The organism is Streptomyces sp. NPDC058872 (genome assembly GCF_042743065.1).
In the GTDB taxonomy this organism is placed as follows: Bacteria; Actinomycetota; Actinomycetes; order Streptomycetales; family Streptomycetaceae; genus Streptomyces.
The window spans coordinates 138,687-163,410 of sequence record NZ_JBHYMK010000001.1; the positions used below are offsets into that span (position 1 = coordinate 138,687).

A 24,724-nucleotide genomic window follows, 5' to 3' on the forward strand; every position below is an offset into this window, starting at 1 on the left:
CCAAACGTTTGTTAGGTACCTCTTGAGGGGGAAGGTAGCAGCCGATGGAGCTGGACGGGAGGGTCGTGCTCGTCACCGGTGGAACCCGGGGGGTCGGCGCGGGCATCGCACGCGCCTTCCTGCGGGCCGGCGCCCGGGTCGCCGTCTGCGCCCGGCGCCCGCCGGACGCCCCGGTCGAGGCGGCGGGCCGCACCGCCGACTTCCACCGCCTCGACCTGCGCGAAACCGGAGCCGTACGGGAGTTCTTCACCGCCCTCGCCGAGCGGTACGGACGGCTTGACGCCCTCGTCAACAACGCGGGCGGCACCCCTTACCGCCTGCTCGGCGAGGGCGAGGTCGAACGGCACGCGCGCGTGGTCGAGTTGAACCTCACCGTGCCGCTCGCCGTCAGCCTCACGGCCCGCCCGATGCTGCACGCCGCGCGCGGTGCGGTCGTCATGATCGGCAGCGTCAGCGGCACCCGTCCCTCTCCGGGGACGGCCGCCTACGGCGCGGCCAAGGCGGGGCTGGAGCAGCTCGCCCGCTCCATGGCCGTCGAGTGGGCCCCCGAAGTGCGGGTCAACACCCTGGTCCTCGGCATGGTCAGGACCGAACTGTCCCACCTGCACTACGGGGACGAGGCGGGGGTCGCCGCCGTCGGCGGGACCGTTCCGCTGGGGCGGCTCGCCACCCCCGACGAGGTCGGCGAGGCGGCCGTCTTCCTCGCCTCCGAGCGGGCCGCCTACGTCTCGGGGGCCTCGCTCCTCGTGCACGGCGGCGGCGAACGCCCCGCCTTCCTGGACGCATCCACCGCCAACAAGGAGGAGTCGCATGGGACTGTGTGACGGCAGGGTCGTGATCGTGACGGGAGCCGGCCGCGGGCTCGGACGGGCGCACGCGCTCGCCTTCGCCGCCGAGGGCGCCCGGGTCGTCGTCAACGACCTCGGGGTCGACCTCGACGGTGGCCCGAGCCCCGAGGCCCCCGCCGCGCTGGTGGTCGAGGAGATCCGCGCCGCGGGCGGCGAGGCCCTCGCCCACGGCGGTGACGTCGCCACCACGGAGGGGGCCGCCTCCCTGATCGCCGCCGCCCTCGACGCGTACGGACGCCTCGACACCCTGGTCAGCAACGCCGGCTTCCTGCGCGACCGGATGCTCGTCAACCTCGACGAAGAGGACTGGGACGCCGTCATGCGCGTCCACGCCAAGGGCCACTTCCTGCCGCTCCGGCACGCCGCCGCGCACTGGCGGGCCGAGGCGAAGGCCGGACGCACCCCGCGGGCCCGGGTCGTCCACACCACTTCGGGCGCCGGGCTCCTCGGCAGCGTCGGGCAGGGCAACTACGCGGCGGCCAAGGCCGGGATCGTCGGCCTCACCCTCGTCGCGGCGGCGGAGCTGGCCCGGTACGGGGTGCAGGTCAATGCGATCGCCCCGGCGGCGAGGACCCGAATGACCGAGCGGGCCTTCGGCGGACTCGCCGCGCTGCCCGAGGAGGTGTCGCCGTTGGTGGTGTGGCTCGGCTCCGCCGACTCGGTGGGCGTCACCGGCCGGGTCTTCGAGGTCGAGGGGGGCCGCCTCACCGTCATGGAGGGGTGGCGGCCGGGTCCGACGGAGGACGCCGGGGCGCGACGGACCCCGGCGGGGGCGGGGGAGGCGGTGCGGAAGCTGCTGGCGCAGGCGGAGCCGCCGGGGCCGGTGTACGGGGCCGGGGAGGCTACTTCGTGAGCCGCTTGGTCGCGGCCCGCTGGCGCTCGGTCGCGCCGGTGAGGAAGCGGGTGATGGTGGTCAGCTCCGCGGTGGTGAACTCCTCGTAGAGGGCGTGCACCTCGCGCGCCCAGTCGTCGAAGAGGGGGGCGAGCTCGGCCAGCTTCTCGGGGCGGGGCTCGACGAGCACCCGGCGCTTGTCCGTCGGGTGCTTCACCCTGCGGACGAAGCCCTTGCGTTCCAGGCGGTCGACGAGCCCGGTGACGGACGCGGGGGCCAGGCCGGAGTGCTCGGCCAGTTCCTTGGCGGTCAGCGGGCCGTGCCGTTCGAGCAGGTCGAGCGTCTTGGTCTCGGTGGCGCCCAGGTCCTGTTGGGCGGCGATCGCCGAGTGGAAGGCGACCGAGGCGGCGCTGGAGTCGCGGCCCGCGGCGGTGAGGGCGGCGATGGCCTCGGCGCGTCCCGGGTCCTGCTCGCTCGACTGCTGCTCGCTCATGGGCATGGGGGGGAGCCTAGCAAAATTCATTTCGTTCGGTCGAACTAAAGACTTGCGATCACGGGTGGGTGCCTGGCATCTTTTATTTCGTTCGAGCGAACGAAATAAATTGAGGAGGGCTCGTGCCACCCACCGCGCACCGTCCCGCGCCACACCGCTGGGCCGCCGCCGTCGTCATGATGGTCGCCGCCCTGATGGACCTGGTCGACGTCACCATCGTCAACGTTGCCCTGCCCTCCCTCGGGCGCGACCTCGGAGCCTCCGAGAGCACCCTCCAGTGGACCGTCTCGGCCTATCTGCTCGGCTTCGCCGCCACCCTCGTCGTCGCCGGACGGCTCGGCGACCGCTACGGCCGCAAGGCGCTCTTCCTCGCCGGCACCGCCGGCTTCGGCCTCGCCAGCCTCGCCTGCGGCCTCGCCCAGACCCCCGGCCAGCTGATCGCCGCCCGCGCCGTCCAGGGCGTGGCGGCGGCGGTCCTCATGCCACAGGTCCTCGGCTCCTTCCACAGCCTCTTCACGGGCGAGGAGCGCGGCAAGGTCTTCGGCATGTACGGGGCGGTGGCCGGCTTCGCCTCCGCGATCGGGCTCCTGCTCGGCGGCGTCCTCACCGACGCGGACCTCTTCGGGCTCGGCTGGCGGAGCGTCTTCCTCGTCAATGTTCCCGTCGCGCTCCTGACCCTCGCCGCGGCCCTCGTCCTCGTGCCCACCACCCGCGAGCGCACCGCCACCCGCCCCCCGGTCCCCAGCAGCCTCGTCCTCGCCGCCGGCCTCGTCGCCGTCGTGCTCCCGCTCGTCCAGGGCCGCGGCTGGGGCTGGCCGCCGTGGGGCTGGGTCCTGCTCGCCGCGGGCGTGCTCGCCGTGGCGGGCGTGGCGACCCGGGGCTCGATCTTCCCGACCGGCACGTTCCGGGTCCCCGCCTTCTCCTACGGGCTCGCCGTCCAACTCCTCTTCGCCCTCGGCATGCAGGGCTTCTTCCTCGTCTTCGCTATCTGGCTCCAGGGCGGCCAGGGGTACGCCCCCACCCAGGCCGGCGTCCTCATGGCGGCCTTCTCGGTCGGCGGCTTCCTGACCGCGCCGGCGGCCGAAGCCCTCGCGGTCCGGCTCGGTCGCTACGTCCCGACGGCGGGGGCCGTCCTGATGGCCGCCGGCTACGGCTGGAACTGGTACGCGATGGAGGGCGCCGCCCCCGTCCACACCGGCGCCTGGCCCCTGGTCCCCGGCCTCGTCGTCGCGGGAGCCGGCCTCGGCCTCCTCGTCGTCCCGCTCGTCAACATCGTCCTGTCGGCCGCCCCCGCCGCCCTCGCGGGCAGCGCTTCCGGAGTCTTCTCGACGGCGCAGCAAGCCGGCGGCGCCCTCGGCGCGGCGACCATCGGAACCGCCTACTTCGCCGACCTCTCGCTCGCCGCGGCGATGCCCTGGGTGCTCGGCGCCTATCTCCTCACGGCCCTGCTGAGCCTTCGGCTCCCGGCACGGTCGACCCCCACCCCGACCCCCACCCCGACCCCGGCGCCGGCCGCGGCGACGGAGGGCGCCTGACCCCGGCCGGGAGCCGCCCCACGACCCCGGCAACCCCCACCGACCCCGCACCGGGACCGACGGCACCCCGTCAACCCCGACGCGGGGTCGTCCACTCCAACCGGGTCCTGACCCGGGGGTCGCGGACGTGCACGAGGGAGGCGAGCGCCGTCTCGCGCGCCGCCCCGTCCGCCCCGCCGTCCGCAAGGATCGACGCCAAGGCGTCGACCGCACGCGGGTCCTGACGGATCGCCAGCCCGCGCGCCGCCTCCGCAGCGGTCTCCGGATCGGCATCACCGAGCCGCTCCGCCAGCCCCTCCCGTACGAGCGGGGTGTCGTCCGGCAGCTCGGCGAGCGCCAACGTCGCCCAGTCCCGGACCCCGGCGTCACCGTCCCGACTCAGCCCGAGGAGCACCCCGAGCGCCTCGACGTGACCGGCCGGCACGATCCCCGCGAGGGCCGCCGCCACGGCCCGGCGCACCACCGCGTCCGGATGCCCGGCCGCCGCCAGCAGTTCGGGAACGGCCGCCGCGTCCCCGCACTCCCCGAGCGCCTCCACGCAGGACAGCAGAGGTTCCCGCCCCTGGGGCACCGCCTCCGCGGCGAGCCTCCGCAGCACCGGGACCGCGCCCGGTCCGAAGCCGGGCAGCGCCCCCAACACCCGCGCGCCGAGCGCCCGGCGCAGCGGATCGCGGTACGCGCACCAACCGGCCGCCGCCACGAAGGTCTCCTCGTCGGCCCGCCCCGCGAGCTCGGCCACCGCCGTCGTCCAGTCGTCGAGCTCGGGATCGCCGCAGCGCAGCGCCCGTGCCGCGAGCTCCTCGTGCGGAGTGCGCAGACCGAGCGCCGCCTCCAGCAGCGTGGCGATCGCCGCATGGCCGGTCTGCCGGTCGTCCCCCCGCCCCGGAGCGCCGTCCGCCCGCAGCAGTTCGACGACGACCGTGATCCCGCCGTCCTCCCGGACCCGCCGGACGGCCGCCTCGTACGTCTCCCCGCCCTCGTGCCCTGCGACGAGCCCGCGCCGCAGCTCGGCCGCGAGGTCGACGCCGATCCACTGCCGCGCCTCCCGCAGCGCGGCCTCCCGGCCCCCCGCCCCGTGGTCGAGGAGCGCCCGGACACACCCCGTGGAGCCGCGCCGGGCGGCGGCGACGAGCGGGACGAGTCCGTCGGGACCCGGCCGGTCCGGTGCGGCGCCGTGCTCCAGGAGGACCCGGGCCGTGTCGGCGTGGCCGAGACGGATCGCCCAGGCGAGGGCGGTGAAGCCGTACGCCTCCTCCCGGTCGGCCGTCGCGCCCGCCGCGAGCAGCGCCCGCACCGCCCCGGTGTGCCCGCCGCAGGCAGCACCGCACAGGGGGAGGTCGCCGCCGTCCCCGCCGCTGCCCCGGTCCGGATCGGCCCCGGCGGCGAGCAGCAGCCGCACGATCCCGGCCGCGTCGCCGACGGCCGCCCGGTACAGGGCCGTCTCCCCGTCGTCCCGGACCTCCGGGTCCGCTCCGTCCCGGAGGGCCCGTACGACCCCGTCCTCGTCCCCGGCCAGGATCGCGTCGAACAGCGTGCTCATGCGCCGACCCTGACCCGTCGTCGGCGGACGGCGCAAATCCGCCCTCCGCACGGAGGTCAGGAGGCACACTCCAGGACCGTGGCGCACACCCCGCACCTGGCCCGCAGCACCCGCCCCGCCGGAATCCGCAGGCGCTGCCGACAGACCGGGCACGGGAAGGACACCCCGGCCGCCGGGGCCCCGCCGTCGAAGGCGTACGGGGCGCCCGCACCGGCCCGGCCGCGCCGCCGCTCCCAGCCGTAGCGCCGCCGCTCGGCCCAGCCCGCCCCGGCCAGCGGCGGCACGCACCGCTCCCGCGCGGCCTCCGCCCGGCCCCGCACCCACGCCTCGTACGCCACCGGACTGGTGAACCACGGCGAGGGGTCCTCGCCGAAGACCTCGGCCCGCTTGGCGAGGACGTAGCCGAACTCCTCCGGGGTCAGATAGCCCAGCCGCTGGCTCTCGACGCCGTCCCGCCGGTACGCGTCGAGCAGCAGCCAGCCGGCCCCCAGATAGGCGGTGGTCACGTCGGTGAGGACCTCGTTCTCGGCGGTGCCGGGAAAACCGAGGCCGAGCCGGTGCAACAGGACGTGGGTGACCTCGTGGGCGAGGGCCGCGCCGATGTCCCGGCGCCGTGACCGGAAGCGGTCGTTGAGCTCGACGAAGTACTCGGGGCCTGCGGTGAGCTCGACGGTCGCCGCGTGCTCCGACGGACGGAAGCTCACCACCATCCGCGCCTCGGGCAGCTGCAGGTGCCGCACCAGGGCACCGGCCACCCGCTGGGTGCCGAGGTACAGGTCCTCGTCATCGCCGAGGGCCACGTCGTCCGCCGTCACGCTGACCGGGTAGCGGTGCACTCCGTCGGGGGAGAGGCGGCGGTAGAGCGCGGTGAGGGAGGCCCGCACGGTGGCGCGGTGGGGGAAGCCGTGCACCACACGGTCGGCCCCATCACGGTTCGGCATGCCGGATCCCCCCTCTCCTCCACTGTACGGTCCCCCCAACGCGCCCGGCAGAAAAGGCTTTCTCGCGACGGAAGTTGAGCGCTGCCCACCGTCCGGGCGCGTCCGGACGGCCACGTGCCGCCGGCGCGCCCCGGTGCCGTTGCCCCGTCCGGGCCGACCCCCCACGAGAGAAGGAAGACACGTGAAGCAGAACCCCGTGGTCCGTGCCCTCCGGAAGGCGGCAGCCGCCGGCACCGTCGCCCTGGCCGCCGTCAGCCTCCAGCCCGCCCCCGCGTCCGCCGTCCCCGCCCCCGCCCCCGCCGTCCCCACTCCCGTCGTCGGCGGCACGCGCGCCGTCCAGGGAGAGTTCCCCTGGATGGTCAGGCTCTCCATGGGCTGCGGAGGCTCCCTGATCAGACCGCAGGTCGTCCTCACCGCCGCCCACTGCGTCAGCGGCACCGGCAGCAACACCGACATCACCGTCACCGCAGGCGTCGTGGACCTCCGCTCCCCCAGCGCCATCAAGGTCAGGTCGACCGAGGTCTTCCAAGCACCCGGCTACCACGGACAGGGCAAGGACTGGGCCCTGATCAAGCTCGCCGAACCCCTCACCGCACTGCCCACCCTGAAGATCGCCGACACCCCCGCCCACAACAGCGGCACCTTCACCGTGGCCGGCTGGGGCGCCGCCCGTGAGGGCGGAGCGCAGCAGCGCCACCTGCGCAAGGCGAACGTCCCGTTCGTGCCCGACGCCACCTGCCAGGCCGCCTACGGCAGCGACCTCGTCCCGGCCGAGGAGATCTGCGCGGGCTACAACCAAGGCGGGGTCGACACCTGCCAGGGCGACTCCGGCGGCCCCATGTTCCGCAAGGACGAGGACGGGGCCTGGATCCAGGTCGGCATCGTGAGCTGGGGCGAGGGCTGCGCACGCCCCGGCTACCCCGGCGTCTACACGGAGGTCTCGACCTTCGCCGCCGCCATCACCTCCGCCGCCGCCACGCTGTAGCCGCACACCGGCACGGGCGCCCCGGGGCGGCCTCGGCCCCCGGAGCGCCCTCCCGCCCCGGACGGGATCCGCCTCCCGCCCCTAAACGGGATCCAGCACCGGGCCCGTCCCCGCCGCGCCCTCCACCTCCAACAACCACACCTCGTTCGCGCCCTCCCGCAGCACCGGACCCGGCACGAACAGCGCGTCCTGCGGCCCGGCCGCCCAGTAGCGACCCAGGCAGAAGCCGTTCACCCACACGAAGCCCCGGGTCGCCCCCGGCAGCCGCAGCCACGCGTCCCCCGCCCCCACCACATCCAGTGAACCCCGGTACAGACCGGGCCCCCGCTCCGCCGGCACCGCACCGAACGCCACCCCGTCGACCGCCGCCGCCTCGAAGGCGTCGAGCCGCAGCCCCCGCGCCCGCACCCCGTGCAGGTACTGCCGCTCGTGCCGCACGCCTCCGGTGATCCCCTTGGGCTCCCCGAGCCGCGGCCCGTAGTTGACCCGCCCCAGGGACTCCACCCACAGGTCCACCAGCGCGGGACCCGCCACCGGGTCGTCGAGCACCACGTCCTCGCCGTCCGTCGTGTCCAGCACCCCCGCCGGCAGCCCGTCCACGTACACCACCGCCCGGTCGCGCAGCCCCGTCACCCCCAGCGGATACGGCTGCCGGGGACCGGGCACCGCCACCCGGTAACGGACCAGGCCCCGGTCCACGCCCAACTCCTCGAAGGTCGGCGGCACCGGCGTCACCGTCTCCTCGCCGCCGAGCGCCTCCAGGACCCGGCCGAGCGGCGCATGGGAGTCCAGCGAACCGACGACCGGCGCCGCCAACCGGACCGGCGCCTCCGGCACCTCCGGCAGCGGCCCCTCCGCATACGCCGCGAGCACCTCGCGGAAGGCCCAGTACTTCTCCGTCGGCCGCCCCGCCTCGTCCACCGGGGCGTCGTAGTCGTACGAGGTCACCGTCGCCCGCAGCGGACCGTCGTGCAACTCACCGGCCCGGTTCGCACCCGCCCAGCCCGCGTGGTTCGTCCCGCCGTGCGCCATGTACACATTGACCGACGCCCCGCACTCCAGGACCTCCCGCAGCGCCGCCGCGGCGTCCGACGCGTCCCGCCCCGCCCGCTCCACACCCCAGTGGTCGAACCAGCCGCACCAGAACTCCATGCACATCAGCGGCCCCGACGGCCGGTGGCGGCGCAACGTCGCGAAACCCTCCCGCGCCCCCGAACCGAAGTTCGCCGTCGCGAGCACCCCCGGCAGCGAACCGCCCGTCAGCATGTGGTCCTCGGGCCCGTCCGAGGTGAACAGCGGAACGCCCACCCCGCAGTCACGCAGCAACGCCGCCACCCACTCCAGATAGCCCCGGTCGCTTCCGTAACTCCCGTACTCGTTCTCCACCTGCACCAGGACCACCGGCCCGCCCCGGTCCACCTGCCGCTCCACCACCTGCGGGAGCAACCGCCGGAACCAGGACTCCACCGGCGCCAGGAACTCCGGGTCCAGGCTCCGCACCCGCCGCCCCAGCGGCCCGGTCAACCAGTGCGGCAGACCGCCGTTCTCCCACTCGGCACAGATGTACGGCCCCGGGCGCACGATCGCCCGCATCCCCGCCCGCGCCACCGCGTCCAGGAACCGGCCCAGCGCCGCCACGTCCCCGTACCGCCCCGGCTCCGGCTCGTACAGGTTCCACGGCACGTACGTCTCGACGCAGTCGAGGCCCATCGCACGCAGCATCCCGAGCCGGTGCTCCCAGTGCCCCTCGTGCACCCGGAAGTAGTGCAGCGCCCCCGACAACAGCCGCACCGGCCGCCCGTCGAGCAGAAAGTCCCCGTCACCCACAGCGAACGTGCTCATGCCCTCACCCTCACCCCCTGGCGGTGACGCGGTCCATGGACAAAGATCGTCGCAGTTTGGACCTTAGAGGGAGCGGGACGCGGCATGTACCACACCTGGATGCGCTACTTCACGCCCAGCCCCGTCCACCACCGCCTCGGCCTCGTCTGCCTCGGCGTCGGACTCCAGCACGGCACCCTGCCCACCGTCGGCCCGCGCACCCTCGACCACCACGTCGCCGTCGTCGTCTCCGCCGGCAGCGGCTGGTACCGGGGCCCCGACGGCCGCCGCACCCCCGTCACCGCCCCCGCCCTCATCTGGCTCACCCCCGGCACCCCCCACCACTACGCCGCCGACCCCGGCACCGGCTGGGACGAGGCCTTCGTCGACTTCACCGGACCCGCCGCCACCACCTACACCGAACTCGGCTACATCGAACCCGACCGCCCCGTCGTCCCCCTCTCCGACGCCGCCCCGGCCCGCACCGCCATCGCCCGGATCGCCCGCGCCGCCCGCCCCGGCAACCCCCTCCTGGAGGTCGAGACCGCAGCCGCCGTCCACGAACTCCTCGTCGCCCTCCGCCGCGCCCGCGCCGACACCAACGCCGACGGCGACCCGGTCCTCGCCGCCCTCGCCCGCGACGCCTTCCAGCCCCTCTCCGTCGCCGACCACGCCGCCCGACACGGCATGACCCCCGCAGAACTGCGCACCGCCGTCCGCCGCGCCGCCGGCTGCAGCCCCAAGGACTACCTGCTCACCGTCCGCCTCGGCCGCGCCAAGGAACTCCTCGCCGCCACCGAACTGCCCGTCTCCGCCGTCGCCCGCCGCGTCGGCTACGACGACGCCGCCTACTTCTCCCGACTCTTCACCCGCCGGGTCGGCACCGCCCCCATCCGCTTCCGCGAGCAGCAGGGACGCACGGTCCACGGCGGCTGGAGCGACCGCGTTCCGGATCCCGAACACCCGCCCACCATCCCCGGAAGATCCGGATAGGCTCGCCGACCATGAGCGACACCAGCGAGATCGACCCGACCGTCACCGCCGAGCTGACCCGCCTGCGCGAGAGCATCGACAACATCGACGCGGCCGTCGTCCACATGCTCGCGGAGCGCTTCAAGTGCACCCAGCAGGTCGGCGTCCTCAAGGCGAAGCACCACCTGCCGCCCGCCGACCCCGCCCGCGAGGCCCGCCAGATCGCCCGGCTGCGGGAACTCGCCGAGAGCGCGAGACTGGACCCGGCCTTCGCGGAGAAGCTCCTCAACTTCATCATCGCGGAAGTCATCCGACACCACGAGACACTTGCGGACGGAGCACACTGATGGGCCGCGTCACCGTCTTCACCCTCGGAGGAACCATCTCCGCACGAGGCGGTGACGCCAACCGCATGACCGGCCGGGAGGTCCTCGCCGGCCTCGACGCCCCCGAGGACGTCGTCCTGCGGGACTTCCGCCGCGTTCCCAGCGCCAGCCTCTCCTTCGAAGACCTGGCGGCCCTCGCCGAAGAAGTGCGGACGGCCGTCGCCGACGGCTCGGGCGCGGTCGTCGTCCAGGGAACGGACACCCTGGAGGAGACCGCCTTCCTGCTCGACCTGCTCTGCACCACCGAGCAGCCGATCGCCGTCACCGGCGCCATGCGCCGCCCCGACCTGCCCGGCGCCGACGGCCCCGCCAACCTCGCCGCCGCCCTCGCCGTCGCCGCCGACCCCGCCTGCCGCGACCTCGGCGTCCTCGTCGTCCTCGCCGACGAGATCCACGCCGCCCGCCACGCCCGCAAGACCCACACCACCTCGATCGCCACCTTCGCCTCGCCCGGCACCGGACCCATCGGCGCCGTCGTCGAGGGCGAACCCCGGATCCTGTTCCGCCCCACCACCCCCACCGCACCCTGCCCGCTCACCCTCGACCCCGCGATCCGGGTGGCGCTCGTCACCCTCTCCCTCGGCGACCGCGGAGAACTCCTCGAAGCCGTCGACGAACGCTTCCAAGGCCTCGTCGTCGCCGCCTTCGGCGCCGGACACGCCCCCGCCCCGCTCGTCGAACCCCTCGCGGCCCTCGCCCGCCGCATCCCCGTCGTCCTCGCCTCCCGCACCGGCAGCGGCAGCACCCTCGCGCACACCTACCGCGGCCCCGGCTCCGAGCACGACCTGCTGCACCACGGACTGATCCCGGCCGGACGACTCGACCCCGCCAAGGCCCGACTCCTGCTCCACGCCCTGGTCTCCAGCGGCGCCACCGGACCCCACGGCTACGACCGCCCCCGCATCACCGCGGCCTTCACCCACCTCAACGGCTCCGGCCTCGCCTGACCGATCTTCCCCGCCCCACACCCCTGCCGAGGCCCGTGCCGATCGGGCAGCATAGGGCGCATGTCCGTACTGACGCGCGACGAAGCGCAGACCCGTGCCCAGCTCCTCGACGTCCACCGGTACCAGGTGGACCTCGACCTCACCACCGGCGCCGAGACCTTCGAGTCCACCAGCACCATCCGATTCACCGCCCGCACCGCCGGGGACACCTTCGTCGAGCTGAAGCCCGTCACCCTGCACTCCGCCACCCTCGACGGGGCGGACCTCGACGTCACGGACCTGGACGGCAACCGCCTCCCGCTCACCCTGACCGAAGGCGACCACGAACTGCGGGTCACCACCACCATGCGCTACTCCCACACGGGCGAGGGCATGCACCGCTTCACCGACCCCACCGACGGCGAGTCGTACGTCTACACCCAGCTGTTCATGGAAGACGTCCAGCGCGTCTTCGCCGCCTTCGACCAGCCCGACCTCAAGGCCGTCTTCGAACTGACCGTCACCGCCCCCGAGGGCTGGACCGTCCTGTCCAACGGCATCACCGAGCAGCAGCCCGACGGCACCTGGAAAGCAGCCCGCACCCCCCTGCTCTCCACCTACTTCGTCTGCGTCGCCGCCGGCCCCTGGCACACCGTCCGCACCGAGCACGCGGGCCTGCCCTTCGGCATCCACTGCCGCCGCTCCCTCGCCGCCCACCTCGACGCCGACGCCGACGAGATCCTCGCCGTCACCAAGGCCTGCTACGACCGGTACCACGAGAAGTTCGAAGAGCCCTACCCCTTCGACTCCTACGACCAGGCCTTCGTCCCCGAGTTCAACGCCGGCGCCATGGAGAACCCCGGACTCGTCACCTTCCGCGACGAGTTCGTCTTCCGCTCCGCCGTCACCGTCACCGAGCGACAGACCCGCGCCATGGTCATCGCCCACGAAATGGCCCACATGTGGTTCGGCGACCTGGTCACCCTGCGCTGGTGGGACGACATCTGGCTGAACGAGTCCTTCGCCGAGTACATGGGCTTCCAGACCGTCAACGAAGCCTGCGCCGACCTCTTCCCCGACACCTGGATCGACTTCGGCACCACCCGCAAGGCCTGGGGATACGAGGCCGACCAACGACCCTCCACCCACCCCGTGGCCCCCGCCCCGGAAGCCGTCCCCGACACCGCCTCCGCACTGCTCAACTTCGACGGCATCTCCTACGCCAAGGGCGCCTCCGCCCTGCGCCAACTCGTCGCGTGGCTCGGCGAGAAGGACTTCCTCGCCGGCATCAACAACCACTTCAAGCGGCACAAGTTCGGCAACGCCACCCTCGCCGACTTCATCGACAACCTCGCCGCCGCCACCGACCGCGACGTCCACGCCTGGGCCGAGCAGTGGCTCCGCACCACGGGCGTGGACACCCTCACCCCACGACTCGACGGCGAGGGCCTCCACTGGAAGCTCACCGTCGACCACGACGGCAGCCGCCCGCACCGGATCGCCGTCGGCATCTACGACCGGGACGCCCTCGACGCCCCCGTACTGCGCGAGCGGCACGAGATCGACGTCCCCCAGGAAACGCCGCTCGAACTGACCGGCCCCCGCCCCGCCCTCGTCCTCCTCAACGAAGAGGACCTCACCTACGCCAAGGTGCGCTTCGACGACGCCTCCCGGCACACCCTCCTGTCGACCCTCGGCGCCCTCCCCGACGCCGTCAGCCGCGCCGTCGCCTGGAACAGCCTGCGCGACATGGTCCGCGACGGCCAACTGGAGCCCGACGCCTACCTGGCAGCCGCCCGCACCCACCTCACCCAGGAGACCGAACTCGCCCTGGTCCAAGGCGTCCTCGGATTCGCCCGCACCCAGATCGCCGACCGGTACGTCCCCGAAGCCGCACGCCCCGCCGCCCTCGCCGAGATCGGCGAGATCGCCCGCACCCTGCTGCGCCGCACCGAGGACGGCGAAGAACCCGGCCTCCGCCTCACCGCAGTCCGCGCCTGCATCGACAGCGCCACCACACCCGACAAGATCGCTTCCTGGCTCGACGAGGGCACCGTCCACGGCGGCCCGGAACTCGACCCCGAGCTCCGCTGGCGCATCCTCGCCCGCCTCGCCGTCCTCGGCGCGACCGACGAAGCCACGATCGCCGCCGAACTGGAACGGGACCCCAGCGCCACCGGCCGGGAAGGCGCGGCCCGCTGCCGGGCGGCCCTCCCCACCCCGGAGGCGAAGGCAGCCGCCTGGACCGCCCTCTTCGCCACCGACGACCTCTCCAACTACCTCTTCACCGCCACCGCCCAAGGGTTCTGGCAACCCGAACACGCCGACCTGGTCAAGGAGTACGTGCCCCGCTTCTACGAGGCCGCCACCGCGCTCGCGGACCGCCGGGGAGCCGCAATGGCCGAAGCCGCCGGCCGCTACGCCTTCCCCGCGTACGCGGTCGACCCCGACTCCCTCGCCCTGGGGGACCGCCACCTCGCCCAGGACGAGATGACCCCCGCCCTGCGCCGCAAGCTCGTCGACCAACTGGACGACCTGCGCAGGGCCCTGCACGTGCGCGGCTGACCCCCGCCCGTCCCCGACGGGGCACGACCGGCCCGCCCGTCCCGGCGAGCCGGTCGTGCCCCGCCCCACCGGAACACCCGGTGCGCACCGGCGGCCCCGGCCACCGACCGGCCCCGCCCCCCGAACACCGGGAACACCCGCCCGGACGGACGCCCCACCGGCCGGAACCGCGAACACCCCACCCCGGCCCGTCCCCCGTTCGGGTCACAAGAGCCGACTCCCCGGACAAGCCCCGGCCACCCCCGGCACCCTGTCGTCCATGCGTGCCGCACCCCCGCCCCTCGCCGTCGACCCCACCGCCCTCAGCCACCTGCTGGGCACCGCCCTCGACGCCCTCCGCGAAGGAACCCGCGCCAGGGGCGGTCCCCTCCCGGCAGGAGGACCGGAAGCCGCGGCCCACCGGATCGACCGGCTCGGCGCGGCGCTCCCCCCACGAGGCACCGGCCCCCACGAGGCCCTCCACACCCTCGTCCGCGCCCTGGCAGAAGGCGCCGCAGACCCCGCCCACCCCCTCTGCGCCGCCCACCTCCACACCCCGCCCCTCGCCCTCGCCGTCGCCGCGGACCTGGCCGCCTCCGCACTGAACCCGTCCATGGACTCCTGGGACCAGGCCCCCGCCGCCTCCGCCCTGGAAACGAAGACCACCGCCGCCCTCGCCGCCGAAGTCTTCCCCGGGGCAGAAGCCCCCGACGCACTCATCACCACCGGCGGCACCGAATCCAACCAACTCGCCCTGCTCCTCGCCAGGGAACGACACGGCACCGTCCAGGCCGTCATCGGCGCCAACGCCCACCACTCCCTCCGCCGCGCCACCTGGCTCCTCGGCCTGCCCCAGCCGATCACCGTCCCCACCCCGAACGGCACCCTGGACCCGGCCGCACTCGACGAAGCCCTCACCCACGTCCGAGGCCCCCTCCTCGTCGCCGCCACCGCCGGCACCACCGACGAAGGCCTCATCGACCCCGTCCCCGCCATCGCCGACCTCTGCGACACCCACGGGGCCGACCTCCACGTCGACGCCGCCTACGGAGGCCCGCTCCTCTTCAGCCCCACCCACCACCACCTCCTCGACGGCCTCGACCGGGCCCGCACCGTCACCGTCGACCTCCACAAACTCGGCTGGCAACCCGCCGCCGCAGGAATCCTCGCCGTCCGCGACCCCACCGACCTCGCCCCCCTCGACCACACCGCCGACTACCTCAACGCCGCAGACGACACCGAAGCCGGCCTCCCCGACCTGCTCGGCCGCTCCCTGCGCACCACCCGCCGCCCCGACGTCCTCAAGACCGCCGTCACCCTCCGCGCCCTCGGCCGCACCGGCCTCGGCGCCCTCGTCGACCGCTGCATGGACCTCGCCCACGACCTCGCCGACCTGGTGGAAAAGACCCCCGGACTCGAACTGAGGGCCCGACCGACCCTCACCACCGTCCTGTTCCGACCCCGCTCCGCCACCGACGACGGCGTCGCCGCGATCCGCCGCACCCTCCTCACCGAAGGCCGCGCCGTCCTCGGCCGGGCCCGGGCCGACGGCCGCCTCTGGCTCAAGGCCACCCTCCTCAACCCCCACGCCACCCCCGACGACCTCACCCAGATCCTCACCCTCGTGGAAGGCAGCACGCACCGATGACCGGCACCACCCCACACGACCCCGACCAGCCCCACGACCTGGTGGGCATCGGCATCGGCCCCTTCAACCTCTCGCTCGCCGCCCTCGCACAAGGCGTCCCCGGCGGCCTCGCCACCGCCTTCTACGAACAGAACCCGGCCTTCCACTGGCACCCGGGCCTCCTCCTCGACGGAGCCACCCTCCAGGTCCCCTTCCTCGCCGACCTGGTCACCCTCGCCGACCCCGCCAACCCCTGGACCTTCCTCAACTACCTGAAGAGCCGCGAACGCCTCTTCCCCTTCTACTTCGCCGAGAAGTTCCACATCCAGCGCGCCGAGTACGACGCCTACTGCCGCTGGGTCAGCGAACGACTCCCCGGCCTGCACTTCGGCCACCAAGTCGACTCCGTCCGCTGGAGCCCCGAACGACACCTCTTCGAAGTCGACTTCACCCAGATCGACCCGGACGGCGAAGCCGAAGCCCTCGGACGCTCCTACACCCGCAACGTCGTCCTGGGCGTCGGCACCGAACCGTACGTCCCCGAACCACTACGCCCCCTGGTCGACGCCCCCGGCGTCCCCGTGATCCACTCCGCCGACTACCTCACCCACCGCGAGACCCTGCTGCGCGCCCGACACGTCACCGTCATCGGATCCGGCCAGTCCGGCGCCGAAGTCTTCCTCGACCTGCTCCGGGCCCGCCCCCGGGGCAAGGAAGGCATCCACTGGCTGGCCCGCACCGAAGCCTTCGCCCCGATGGAGTACTCCAAGCTCGGCCTGGAACACTTCACCCCCGACTACACCCGCTACTTCCACGCCCTGCCCGAATCCGTGCGCAGCGAACTCGGCCCCCGTCAATGGCAGTTGCACAAGGGCATCGACGCCGACACCATCGCCGCCATCCACGACGAGCTCTACCGCCGCACCCTGCACGGAGGCTGGCCCGACGCCGTCCTCACCCCCGGCGTCCGCGTCCGCACCGCCGGCCGGGTCGCCACCACCCAGGTCGAACTCCACCTGGAACACCTCCAACAGTCGACCCGCTCCCGACTCACCACCGACGCCGTCGTCCTCGCCACCGGCTACCGCGAGCGCCCCACGGGCCGCATGCTCGCCGGCCTCGACCCGTACCTGCGCCACGACTCCACCGGCCGCCCCCGGATCGACGAGCAGTACCGACTCGTCCTCGACCCCGCCGTCACCGGCTCCGTGTACGTCCAGAACGCCGAACGCCACACCCACGGCGTCGGCGCCCCCGACCTCGGCCTCGCGGCCTGGCGCAGCGCGACCATCCTCAACTCGATCACCGGCAAGGAGCCGTACCCGCTGCCGCGCCGCACGGCCTTCACCAGCTTCGGACTGGAAACGCGAGGGGCGCCCGGCATTCCGGCCCAAGGCCAGAAGCTGACGCCCCTCGTCCAACAGTAGGAACTAGAAGACCGGCACGCCGTCCCGGGTCACCTTCCAGTCCACGGAGGCGAAGAGGCCCGGATCGACCGTGCCCTTCGCCTTCACCCACTGGATGATGGTGTTGCGGATCTCGTTCGAATCGGTCCACAACTGCGGAGCGTTCGCCACGTGCGGGAACGCCCCGCCACCACTCGCCCGGTAGTTGTTCACCGCGAGCACGAACTGCGCCGCCGGGTCCAGCGGACGCCCCTCGAAGGCCAGCCCCACGATCCGCGAACCCACCGGCTTCGCGATGTCGACCTCATAGGTCAGGCCCGACACCGCGTCGTAGTTGTAGTCCGGCGTGCCGTCCGCATTGGTCAGCTTCGCGGTGTCCACGGGCACCCCCGGCGGGGTCTGGACGTAGTACTTCGCCGAGTACTCCAAATAGTCCTTCACCTGGGCACCCGTCAACAGACGCGCCTCCAGGGTGTTCTCGAAGGGATACAGACCGGCGGCATCCTTGATGGTGACCTGCCCGGCCGGAATGCGGGCCGTGCGCGAGAAGCACGAGGCCTGCGAGAGCACCGGCAGGCCCGCGTACGCACCGCCGGCGAGCCCCTCCCGCACGGTCTCGGCCTGCACGACGTTGATCAGGTCGATGATCGGCTCGTCCTTCCACGGCGCCTCGACCGTCGTCATGGCCTCCGTGGAGGTCCCGATGACCTGGTTGACGTACGCCACGACCTCCCGGTGCTCCTCGGCCAGCAGCCCGGTGATCTCCGGGTCCTCCTCGACCGCATTCGAGTTGAGCACCCGGGCACCGACCCCCTCGACGACCCAGCGACCCCGCTCCCAGACCAGGTCGAAGTCGAACAGGGTGAGACGCTGCCCCCACTTCAACGGCTCGGAGAGGACGACCTCCCGCCCCGTCTCCTCGTTCGCGACCCGGTACTCGGGGATCTCGGTGTGCGCGTGCCCCACCAGGATCGCGTCGATGCCCGGAACCCGCTCGGCGACCAGCCCGGCCGCGTTCTCGACGTACGGCAACTGGTCACCGTACGAGGAAGTGCCGGAGGACCCCGAGTGCGCCGAAACGACCACCACGTCAGCGCCCATGGAGCGCAGCTTCGGCACCCACTTCGCAGCCTGCTCCTCCAGCCCCGGGAAGACCATCTTCCCGGTGACGTTCGCCTTGTCCCAGATCGCGATCCCCGGATTGGTCAGACCGAGCACCGCGACCCGCACGTCCTTCCCGTGCGGGGTGCGCAGCCGGTGCATGCTGTACGGGGGGAAGGCCGGCCGCAGGCTCTTCGCGTCGAGCGCATTGGCGCCGAGCAGAGGGAAGTCGCACTGCTCCTCGAACTTCCGCAGCACCGGAATGCCGTAGTTGAACTCGTGATTCCCGAGCGCGGCCGCGTCGTACCCGATGGCGTTCATGGCCCGGGCCATCGGGTGCACGGGACCACCGGCCCGGGTGATGGGGTCGACCTTGGCGTAGTAGTACGACAACTGGGTGCCCTGGATGGTGTCACCGGCGTCGATGAGGAGGGTGTTGCCCCGGCCCTTCTCGGTGCGCACCCGGTTCACCAGCGTGGAGATCTTGGCCAGGCCCACGTCGTTGTGCGCCTTGTCGTCGAACTCCTTGTCCGTGAAGTAGTCCCAGTTGAAGACGTTGCCGTGCAGGTCGGTGGTGCCCATCACCGTGAAGGAGTACCGCTTCTGCGGACGCGGGCGGCCGGGACCGTGGGCCTCGGCGGGAACGGCGACGGCTCCGGCGACGGCCACTCCGGCACCGGCGGCGGCCGAGCGCTCCAGGAACGTCCTGCGATTCAGCGGCATGCGTGTTCTCCCCTTGTGTGCGGTGGCGCAGGCGCCGACCATGGCGCACAACGCGCGTAGATTCTGGCCCAGGCGCCACGTCGACAACAGCCCTTTCGGGTTACGGAGTGGGAAAGTGTTCGGTGGACCAACCGGTACCCACGCGAGGAGCCCAGGACGTGACACAGGAACACGCCACCCCCGAAGCGCCCCAGGTGACCGTCCGCGGCACCGGCCGCCTGGAGGTCGACCCCGAACTGGCCCGGATCTCCGTCACCGTCTCCGTCCGGGGCACCGACCGCTCGGCAACGCTCGCAGAACTGACCCGCCGCAACGCCCGCGTGCTCGACCTGGTGAAGGCCCTGGGAGGCGCCGTCGAGAAACTGGAGACGGGCGGATTCTCGATCTCCCCGGAACTCGGCAAGCGCGGTCGCGGCGAGCGGGTGCGCGCCCATGCGGGCCGGGTCCGCCTGACGGTCGAACTCACCGACTTCACCGTCCTCGGCGACCTGGTCACCCGCCTCGGCGACCTGGAGCTGACCCGCGTCGAGGGACCGTGGTGGGCGCTGCGACCGGACTCCCCGGTACACGCCGAAGCCCGGCGTCTCGCGGTGACGGAAGCCGTGCGGCAGGCGCGGGCCTACGCCGAGGCGCTCGGCACCTCCCTCTCCGCGCTCCTCGAACTGTCGGACGCGGGATCACCCGAAGCCATGGGCGCGGGGCACCCCGCCCTCCACATGCGGAGGGTGTCCTACACGGCCGAGGAAACCGAGGGGATGCCCCCGCTGGACCTCGAACCACAGCGGCAGACGGTCACAGCCGAGGTCGTGGCACGGTTCACCATGAGGCCGCCCGCACTCTGAGCCGGGGTGCGCGGGGTGCGCGGAACGCTCATCAGAGCACCCCGGCGCACAGATTCAATACTTGTCAACAACCTTTCATGGAAAGGTTGTTGGGTAGTCATGCCAGGCCAACTTCCTACTGGTGGGTAAGCCCTAGGCTCGACCCATGCGCCGAGCGAAAATCGTTTGTACCCTTGGGCCCGCCACCGAAACATACGACCAGATCAAGGCGTTGGTCGAGGCCGGAATGGACGTGGCCCGCCTCAACCTCAGCCACGGCGGCTACGCCGAACACGAGGAGCGCTACCAACGCGTCCGCAAAGCCTCCGACGAAACCGGCCGCAGCGTCGGCGTCCTCGCAGACCTTCAAGGCCCGAAGATCCGTCTCGGCCGCTTCCGCGAAGGACCCGTACTCCTTGAACGCGGAGACGAGTTCACCATCACTGTCGAGCCCATGGAGGGTGACCGCAACTGCTGCGGCACCACCTACGCCGGCCTCGCCGAAGACGTGACCGCCGGCGAACGCATCCTCGTCGACGACGGCCGCGTCACCCTGGAAGTCACCGCCGTCGACGGTCCCCGCGTACGCACCCGCGTGATCGAGGGCGGCATGATCTCCGACAACAAGGGCCTCAACCTGCCCGGCGTCGCCGTCTCCGTACCGGCCCTCTCCGAGAAGGACATCGAAGACCTCCGCTGGGCCTTGCGCATCGGCGCCGACGTCATCGCCCTCTCCTTCGTCCGCAGCGCCCGGGACATCGACGACGTGCACCGGATCATGGACGAGGAGGGGCGCCGACTCCCCGTCATCGCCAAGGTCGAGAAGCCGCAGGCCGTCGAGAACATCGAAGAGATCGTCGCCGCCTTCGACGGCATCATGGTCGCCCGCGGCGACCTGGGCGTCGAAATGCCCCTGGAGCAGGTGCCGATCGTCCAGAAGCGAGCGGTCAAGCTCGCCAAGCGCAACGCCAAGCCGGTCATCGTCGCCACCCAGATGCTCGACTCGATGATCGACAACTCCCGCCCCACCCGCGCCGAAGCGAGCGACGTGGCGAACGCCGTCATCGACGGCACCGACGCCGTGATGCTCTCCGGAGAGACCAGCGTCGGCCGCTACCCGATCGAGACGGTCCGCACCATGAGCCGGATCGTCGAGGCGGCCGAGGAGGACGTCCTCGCCAAGGGACTCCCGCCCCTCACCGAACGGAACAAGCCCCGCACCCAGGGCGGAGCCGTGGCGCGGGCCGCCGCCGAGATGGGCGACTTCCTGGGCGCGGCCTTCCTGGTGGCCTTCACCCAGTCCGGTGACACGGCCAAGCGGCTCTCCCGCTACCGCTCGCCGATTCCCCTGCTCGCCTTCACCCCGGACCCGGCAACCCGCTCCCAGCTCAACCTCACCTGGGGAGTGGAGACCTTCCTCGGCCCGCACGTCGAGTCCACGGACGCGATGGTGGCCCAGGTCGACGAGGAACTCCTGCGCATCGGCCGCTGCCGCCCGGGCGACATCGTCGTGATCACCGCGGGGTCCCCGCCGGGGGTCGCCGGCTCGACCAACCTGGTGCGGGTCCACCGCATCGGGGACCCGGTGGCGGGCTGAACGCTCAGTACTTGGCCCCGACGTGGGCGTCCATGAGGGCGACGGACGCCTTGCGGGCGATGGAGATGTTGTACGGATCGCTGCCCCGGGCGAGCGTCGTCCACTGGACTCCGACCTTGCTGAGGGCGTCACCACACAGTTTCCGGATGTCGTCCGACTTGTTGGTGAAGAAGTACCGCGGGTACTCGTACCTCTTGTGCTCCCCGCCGACGAGCCGGGTGGTCCAATTGATGGTCCGGCATCCATCGGAGTGAATGAGCCCCCGGATGAACGCCCAGGTGTGTACGTCGACGAGTTCCTGTTGCCAGGTTTCCAGAGCGATGCGTCTCTCGTGCTTGCTTCTGGGGCCGTGCTGGGGGAAGAGGCAGGTTAGGTGCAGGGAGTACACCTTGACGTTGTGACAGCCCTTCCTCCGGACGCGGCACGTCGCGTTGTCCGGAAACACGCGGCGCATGGCCGCCTCGGCCTCGTCCTGAACCCCGGGCCACGTGTCGTCAAGCGTGATCATGAGGTTCGGCGTTCGATGGGTCGAGTAGTGGCTGATGTGCCCGTCACCGAGATAGAGGCCCAGGAGGTACGCGTACGAGGCGCCGTCCAGTTCCCTTCCGTGACAACGGGGACACGGGGCGGTGGGTCTGCCCGGACACGCGCCGCGCTCCGTGCGGTCCACGTGCTTCCAATAGCCGATCGTGCCCGGGGGCACGCGCAGCCTGCGAGCCACGTCCGCGTTCTTCGCTCCGCCCCGCAGGAGGACGAGTGCCTGCTGCCGCACATCTGTGCCATGGAAGACCATATGCTCACTCTGCGCCACCGAGCAGGCGTATGTATGACGAAAGCGGACTTTCACACGAAGGTGAAAGTCCGCTTTCAAGGCGGTGCCGGGTATGGGATTCGAACCCACACGTCCTTTCGGACAGAGGTGTTTGAGACCTCCGCGTCAGCCAATTGCGCCAACCCGGCGAAGTTGCCAGTCGAAGTGTACCCGGTCACCGGTCTGGCCAGCAGCTAGGTAGGCTTCTTTGTGCAGCGCACTGCCCCGTAACGAGGAGCCCCCGTGACCGCCCCCGAGTCGCCCCAGCCCGCCGACGACGCCGAGGCCTCGCACGTCCCGCCGCTGACGACCCGCGTCGTCATCGCCGAGGACGAGGCACTGATCCGCCTCGACCTCAAAGAGATGCTCGAAGAAGAGGGATACACGGTCGTCGGTGAGGCGGGGGACGGCGCCACGGCCGTCGAGCTCGCCCGCGAGCACCGTCCCGACCTCGTCATCCTCGATGTGAAGATGCCCGTCCTCGACGGCATTTCGGCGGCCGAGAAGATCGCCGGCGAGTCCATCGCCCCGGTCCTGATGCTGACCGCCTTCTCGCAGCGCGAGCTCGTCGAGCGGGCGAGGGACGCCGGTGCCATGGCGTACCTGGTGAAGCCGTTCAGCAAGAGCGACGTCGTGCCGGCCATCGAGATGGCGGTCTCCCGCTTCGCCGAGCTGCGCGCCCTGGAGAAGGAGGTCGCCGACCTCTCCCAGCGGCTGGAGACCCGGAAGCTGGTCGACCGGGCCAAGTCGATCCTGCAGACCCAGTACGGCCTGACGGAACCGGCCGCGTTCCGCTGGATCCAGAAGACCTCGATGGACCGCCGCATGTCGATGCAGCAGGTCGCCGAGGCCGTCATCGAGGACGCCGAGGAGAAGAAGGCGGCCAAGGGGCAGTAGGCGGTCTCGGCCGCCGCTCCGGCCCGAGGACGCGAGGAGGCCCGCCCCACGGCATTGTGGGGCGGGCCTCCGGTTCGTGTTGCTCAGTCCTCGCCGAGGTACGCCTTGCGGACGGACTCGTCGTGGAGCAGGTTCTGCCCCGTGCCCGAGAGGACGATCTTGCCGATCTCCATGACGTGACCGTGGTCCGCCAGGGCGAGCGCGGCCTGGGCGTTCTGCTCGACGAGCAGGATCGTGGTGCCCTGGGCCTTCAGCTCGGCGATCGTCGCCATGATCTTCTGCATCATGATCGGGGAGAGGCCCATGGAGGGCTCGTCGAGCATGAGCAGCTTCGGCTGGGACATCAGCGCCCGGCCCATGGCGAGCATCTGCTGCTCGCCGCCGGAGAGCGTGCCGGCCGCCTGCTTGCGACGCTCGCCCAGGATCGGGAAGAGGTCGTAGGCGCGCTGGACGTCCTTGGCGATGCCGGCGCTGTCCTTGCGGAGGAAGGCGCCGAGGAGGAGGTTCTCCTCGATCGTCATCCGGGGGAAGATGTGCCGGCCCTCGGGGGAGTGGGCCAGCCCCAGCGAGACGATCTTGTGCGCGGGGATCTTGCGGAGGGACTTGCCCTCGAACTTGATCTGGCCGCCGACCGGCTTGAGCAGCCCGGAGAGGGTCCGGAGGGTGGTGGTCTTCCCGGCTCCGTTGGTGCCGATGAGGGTGACGACCTCACCGGCGTCGACGGAGAAGGAGATGCCCTTGACGGCCTCGATCTTTCCGTAGGCGACGCGCAGGTCCTCGACTTCGAGCAGTGCGGTCATGCGTCGTTCTCCTTGCCCGAAGCAGGGTCGTGCGGGGTGTCCGCGGAGCGCTCGGCGTTGTCCGCCGGCGCCTTCGAGGACGGTGCTTCATCGTCGGCCGGGGCTTCAGTGGCGGGTGCCTCAGCGGCGGGTGCCTCGTCGCCGGCCGGTGCCTTCTCGGACGCGTCGGCCTTCGAGGTCTCCTGAGTCTCCGGGGCGTCCGGGGTCTCCTGGGCCTTCGCGGCCTCGGGGGCCTTCGCGACCTCGGGGGCGTCCGCGGTCTCGGGGGCGTCCGGGGTCTCCGGGGCGTCCTCCTGCGGTGCGTCCGCCTCGACGGGCTCGCCCAGGTACGCGGCGATGACCCGCTCGTCGCTCTGGACGGTCGCGCTGTCGCCCTCGATCAGCTTCTGCCCCTGGACGAGCACGGCGACCCGGTCGCAGAGGTTGAAGATGAACCGCATGTCGTGCTCGATCACGAGCACCGCGATCCCCATGTCCCGGATGGCGAAGATGAGTTCCTCCGCCGCCCGGGTCTCCTGCGGGTTCATGCCGGCGGTGGGCTCGTCGAGCAGGATCAGACCGGGGTCGCTCGCGAGGGCGCGGGCGATCTCCAGCTTGCGCTGCTCTCCGTACGGCAGGTTCTTCGCGAGGTGCTGCGCCTTGTCCTGGAGGCCGATGAACTCCAGGAGCTCCATGGCCCGCTTCTCGGAGGCCGCTTCGGCCTTCTTGAAGCCGGGGCCGCGCAGCAGGGCCGACCAGAGGCCCTCCTTGGTGCGGGTGTGGCGTCCGACGAGGACGTTCTCCAGGACCGTCATGTTGCCGAAGAGGCGGATGTTCTGGAAGGTGCGCGCAATGCCGGCCGCGGTGACCTTGAACGACTTCGGCGGGAGGACCCGGCCCTTGTAGCGGACCTCGCCCTCGGTGGGGATGTAGAGACCGGTCAGGCAGTTGAAGAAGGTGGTCTTGCCGGCACCGTTGGGGCCGATGAGGCCCACGATCTCGCCGCTGTTCACGGTGAGGTTGACATCGCGCACGGCGGTGAGGCCGCCGAACCGCATGGTGACCCCGCGTGCGTCGAGCACGGTTTCCGGGGCGTCCGGTCCGGTGGTGGTCTCGGCCGTCTGGGTGGTGGTCGTCAT

21 protein-coding genes and 1 tRNA gene are annotated in these 24,724 nt (G+C 72.2%); 13 read left to right on the forward strand and 9 right to left on the reverse strand.

Annotated features, from left to right (window positions below; genetic code table 11):
* Nucleotides 1-44: 44 nt before the first annotated feature.
* Both ACFW22_RS00655 and ACFW22_RS00660 read left to right on the forward strand, forming a co-directional pair.
* On the forward strand, nucleotides 45-824 hold the full coding sequence (locus ACFW22_RS00655; RefSeq protein ID WP_386396757.1) for an SDR family oxidoreductase: 780 nt from the start codon (nucleotides 45-47) through the stop codon (nucleotides 822-824).
* Nucleotides 811-1,701, forward strand: coding sequence for an SDR family oxidoreductase (locus ACFW22_RS00660; RefSeq protein WP_386396760.1), 891 nt, complete (start codon nucleotides 811-813; stop codon nucleotides 1,699-1,701). The genes ACFW22_RS00655 and ACFW22_RS00660 overlap by 14 nt, the downstream gene beginning before the upstream one ends.
* On the opposite strand, the gene ACFW22_RS00665 is transcribed toward ACFW22_RS00660, so the two are convergent.
* Complete coding sequence (locus ACFW22_RS00665) at nucleotides 1,691-2,179, reverse strand: MarR family winged helix-turn-helix transcriptional regulator (RefSeq protein WP_386396762.1); 489 nt, start codon at nucleotides 2,177-2,179, stop codon at nucleotides 1,691-1,693. The genes ACFW22_RS00660 and ACFW22_RS00665 overlap by 11 nt on opposite strands.
* A gap of 116 nt (nucleotides 2,180-2,295) precedes the next feature.
* On the opposite strand from ACFW22_RS00665, the gene ACFW22_RS00670 reads away from it, so the two are divergent.
* A complete protein-coding gene (locus tag ACFW22_RS00670) occupies nucleotides 2,296-3,708 on the forward strand; it encodes an MFS transporter (protein WP_386396765.1) in 1,413 nt (470 codons plus the stop codon).
* Between the two features lie 70 nt (nucleotides 3,709-3,778).
* Here ACFW22_RS00670 and ACFW22_RS00675 read toward each other — a convergent pair whose 3' ends face one another.
* Both ACFW22_RS00675 and ACFW22_RS00680 read right to left on the reverse strand, forming a co-directional pair.
* Nucleotides 3,779-5,248, reverse strand: coding sequence for an ankyrin repeat domain-containing protein (locus tag ACFW22_RS00675; RefSeq protein WP_386396768.1), 1,470 nt, complete (start codon nucleotides 5,246-5,248; stop codon nucleotides 3,779-3,781).
* A gap of 56 nt (nucleotides 5,249-5,304) precedes the next feature.
* The gene (locus ACFW22_RS00680) at nucleotides 5,305-6,189 is read right to left on the reverse strand and encodes a hypothetical protein (RefSeq protein WP_386396771.1); all 885 of its coding nucleotides are present in this window, start codon (nucleotides 6,187-6,189) and stop codon (nucleotides 5,305-5,307) included.
* Between the two features lie 181 nt (nucleotides 6,190-6,370).
* Here ACFW22_RS00680 and ACFW22_RS00685 point away from each other — a divergent pair, with 181 nt between their 5' ends.
* Nucleotides 6,371-7,174 (forward strand): S1 family peptidase, encoded by an 804-nt coding sequence (locus ACFW22_RS00685; protein WP_386396774.1) that lies wholly within the window; start codon nucleotides 6,371-6,373, stop codon nucleotides 7,172-7,174.
* A gap of 81 nt (nucleotides 7,175-7,255) precedes the next feature.
* On the opposite strand, the gene ACFW22_RS00690 is transcribed toward ACFW22_RS00685, so the two are convergent.
* Nucleotides 7,256-9,016 carry a beta-galactosidase family protein gene (locus tag ACFW22_RS00690; RefSeq protein ID WP_386396777.1) on the reverse strand — a complete coding sequence of 587 codons (1,761 nt, stop codon included), beginning with the start codon at nucleotides 9,014-9,016 and terminating at the stop codon, nucleotides 7,256-7,258.
* A gap of 84 nt (nucleotides 9,017-9,100) precedes the next feature.
* On the opposite strand from ACFW22_RS00690, the gene ACFW22_RS00695 reads away from it, so the two are divergent.
* From ACFW22_RS00695 to ACFW22_RS00720, 6 genes are all read left to right on the forward strand, one after another.
* The gene (locus ACFW22_RS00695) at nucleotides 9,101-9,988 is read left to right on the forward strand and encodes an AraC family transcriptional regulator (RefSeq protein ID WP_384871834.1); all 888 of its coding nucleotides are present in this window, start codon (nucleotides 9,101-9,103) and stop codon (nucleotides 9,986-9,988) included.
* Between the two features lie 11 nt (nucleotides 9,989-9,999).
* Complete coding sequence (locus tag ACFW22_RS00700; RefSeq protein WP_386396781.1) at nucleotides 10,000-10,314, forward strand: chorismate mutase; 315 nt, start codon at nucleotides 10,000-10,002, stop codon at nucleotides 10,312-10,314.
* Complete coding sequence (locus ACFW22_RS00705; protein ID WP_386396784.1) at nucleotides 10,314-11,300, forward strand: asparaginase; 987 nt, start codon at nucleotides 10,314-10,316, stop codon at nucleotides 11,298-11,300. The genes ACFW22_RS00700 and ACFW22_RS00705 overlap by 1 nt, the downstream gene beginning before the upstream one ends.
* A gap of 60 nt (nucleotides 11,301-11,360) precedes the next feature.
* Nucleotides 11,361-13,844, forward strand: coding sequence for an aminopeptidase N (pepN, locus tag ACFW22_RS00710; RefSeq protein ID WP_386396787.1), 2,484 nt, complete (start codon nucleotides 11,361-11,363; stop codon nucleotides 13,842-13,844).
* Nucleotides 13,845-14,103: 259 nt separating this feature from the next.
* Nucleotides 14,104-15,471: a pyridoxal phosphate-dependent decarboxylase family protein gene (locus ACFW22_RS00715; protein WP_386396790.1), complete on the forward strand. Its 1,368-nt coding sequence runs from the start codon at nucleotides 14,104-14,106 to the stop codon at nucleotides 15,469-15,471.
* Complete coding sequence (locus ACFW22_RS00720; RefSeq protein WP_386396792.1) at nucleotides 15,468-16,877, forward strand: lysine N(6)-hydroxylase/L-ornithine N(5)-oxygenase family protein; 1,410 nt, start codon at nucleotides 15,468-15,470, stop codon at nucleotides 16,875-16,877. The genes ACFW22_RS00715 and ACFW22_RS00720 overlap by 4 nt, the downstream gene beginning before the upstream one ends.
* 3 nt (nucleotides 16,878-16,880) lie before the next feature.
* Here ACFW22_RS00720 and ACFW22_RS00725 read toward each other — a convergent pair whose 3' ends face one another.
* Complete coding sequence (locus ACFW22_RS00725) at nucleotides 16,881-18,680, reverse strand: bifunctional metallophosphatase/5'-nucleotidase (RefSeq protein ID WP_386396795.1); 1,800 nt, start codon at nucleotides 18,678-18,680, stop codon at nucleotides 16,881-16,883.
* A 158-nt stretch (nucleotides 18,681-18,838) separates the two neighbouring features.
* On the opposite strand from ACFW22_RS00725, the gene ACFW22_RS00730 reads away from it, so the two are divergent.
* Nucleotides 18,839-19,522: an SIMPL domain-containing protein gene (locus ACFW22_RS00730; RefSeq protein ID WP_386396798.1), complete on the forward strand. Its 684-nt coding sequence runs from the start codon at nucleotides 18,839-18,841 to the stop codon at nucleotides 19,520-19,522.
* 145 nt (nucleotides 19,523-19,667) lie between these two features.
* Nucleotides 19,668-21,098, forward strand: a complete 1,431-nt coding sequence (gene pyk, locus ACFW22_RS00735) for a pyruvate kinase (RefSeq protein WP_386396801.1) — start codon at nucleotides 19,668-19,670, stop codon at nucleotides 21,096-21,098.
* A gap of 4 nt (nucleotides 21,099-21,102) precedes the next feature.
* On the opposite strand, the gene ACFW22_RS00740 is transcribed toward pyk, so the two are convergent.
* Both ACFW22_RS00740 and ACFW22_RS00745 read right to left on the reverse strand, forming a co-directional pair.
* On the reverse strand, nucleotides 21,103-21,891 hold the full coding sequence (locus tag ACFW22_RS00740) for a helix-turn-helix domain-containing protein (protein WP_386397084.1): 789 nt from the start codon (nucleotides 21,889-21,891) through the stop codon (nucleotides 21,103-21,105).
* An 83-nt stretch (nucleotides 21,892-21,974) separates the two neighbouring features.
* A tRNA-Leu gene (locus ACFW22_RS00745) sits at nucleotides 21,975-22,058 on the reverse strand.
* Between the two features lie 94 nt (nucleotides 22,059-22,152).
* On the opposite strand from ACFW22_RS00745, the gene ACFW22_RS00750 reads away from it, so the two are divergent.
* Nucleotides 22,153-22,806: a response regulator gene (locus tag ACFW22_RS00750; RefSeq protein WP_309052391.1), complete on the forward strand. Its 654-nt coding sequence runs from the start codon at nucleotides 22,153-22,155 to the stop codon at nucleotides 22,804-22,806.
* A gap of 83 nt (nucleotides 22,807-22,889) precedes the next feature.
* Here ACFW22_RS00750 and ACFW22_RS00755 read toward each other — a convergent pair whose 3' ends face one another.
* Nucleotides 22,890-23,606, reverse strand: coding sequence for an ABC transporter ATP-binding protein (locus tag ACFW22_RS00755; protein ID WP_041128704.1), 717 nt, complete (start codon nucleotides 23,604-23,606; stop codon nucleotides 22,890-22,892).
* On the reverse strand, nucleotides 23,603-24,724 hold the full coding sequence (locus ACFW22_RS00760; RefSeq protein ID WP_386396805.1) for an ATP-binding cassette domain-containing protein: 1,122 nt from the start codon (nucleotides 24,722-24,724) through the stop codon (nucleotides 23,603-23,605). Before ACFW22_RS00760 ends, ACFW22_RS00755 begins: the two co-directional genes overlap by 4 nt.

Excerpts from the sequence above, each read along its gene's own strand:
- ACFW22_RS00655 (WP_386396757.1), top strand. The coding sequence starts at position 45 with ATGGAGCTGGACGGGAGGGTCGTGCTCGTCACCGGTGGAACCCGGGGG.
- ACFW22_RS00660 (WP_386396760.1), top strand. The coding sequence starts at position 811 with ATGGGACTGTGTGACGGCAGGGTCGTGATCGTGACGGGAGCCGGCCGC.
- ACFW22_RS00665 (WP_386396762.1), bottom strand. The coding sequence starts at position 2,179 with ATGCCCATGAGCGAGCAGCAGTCGAGCGAGCAGGACCCGGGACGCGCC.
- ACFW22_RS00675 (WP_386396768.1), bottom strand. The coding sequence starts at position 5,248 with ATGAGCACGCTGTTCGACGCGATCCTGGCCGGGGACGAGGACGGGGTC.
- ACFW22_RS00680 (WP_386396771.1), bottom strand. The coding sequence starts at position 6,189 with ATGCCGAACCGTGATGGGGCCGACCGTGTGGTGCACGGCTTCCCCCAC.
- ACFW22_RS00690 (WP_386396777.1), bottom strand. The coding sequence starts at position 9,016 with ATGAGCACGTTCGCTGTGGGTGACGGGGACTTTCTGCTCGACGGGCGG.
- ACFW22_RS00695 (WP_384871834.1), top strand. The coding sequence starts at position 9,101 with ATGTACCACACCTGGATGCGCTACTTCACGCCCAGCCCCGTCCACCAC.
- ACFW22_RS00700 (WP_386396781.1), top strand. The coding sequence starts at position 10,000 with ATGAGCGACACCAGCGAGATCGACCCGACCGTCACCGCCGAGCTGACC.
- ACFW22_RS00705 (WP_386396784.1), top strand. The coding sequence starts at position 10,314 with ATGGGCCGCGTCACCGTCTTCACCCTCGGAGGAACCATCTCCGCACGA.
- pepN (WP_386396787.1), top strand. The coding sequence starts at position 11,361 with ATGTCCGTACTGACGCGCGACGAAGCGCAGACCCGTGCCCAGCTCCTC.
- ACFW22_RS00715 (WP_386396790.1), top strand. The coding sequence starts at position 14,104 with ATGCGTGCCGCACCCCCGCCCCTCGCCGTCGACCCCACCGCCCTCAGC.
- ACFW22_RS00720 (WP_386396792.1), top strand. The coding sequence starts at position 15,468 with ATGACCGGCACCACCCCACACGACCCCGACCAGCCCCACGACCTGGTG.
- ACFW22_RS00725 (WP_386396795.1), bottom strand. The coding sequence starts at position 18,680 with ATGCCGCTGAATCGCAGGACGTTCCTGGAGCGCTCGGCCGCCGCCGGT.
- pyk (WP_386396801.1), top strand. The coding sequence starts at position 19,668 with ATGCGCCGAGCGAAAATCGTTTGTACCCTTGGGCCCGCCACCGAAACA.
- ACFW22_RS00740 (WP_386397084.1), bottom strand. The coding sequence starts at position 21,891 with ATGGTCTTCCATGGCACAGATGTGCGGCAGCAGGCACTCGTCCTCCTG.
- ACFW22_RS00755 (WP_041128704.1), bottom strand. The coding sequence starts at position 23,606 with ATGACCGCACTGCTCGAAGTCGAGGACCTGCGCGTCGCCTACGGAAAG.
- ACFW22_RS00760 (WP_386396805.1), bottom strand. The coding sequence starts at position 24,724 with ATGACGACCACCACCCAGACGGCCGAGACCACCACCGGACCGGACGCC.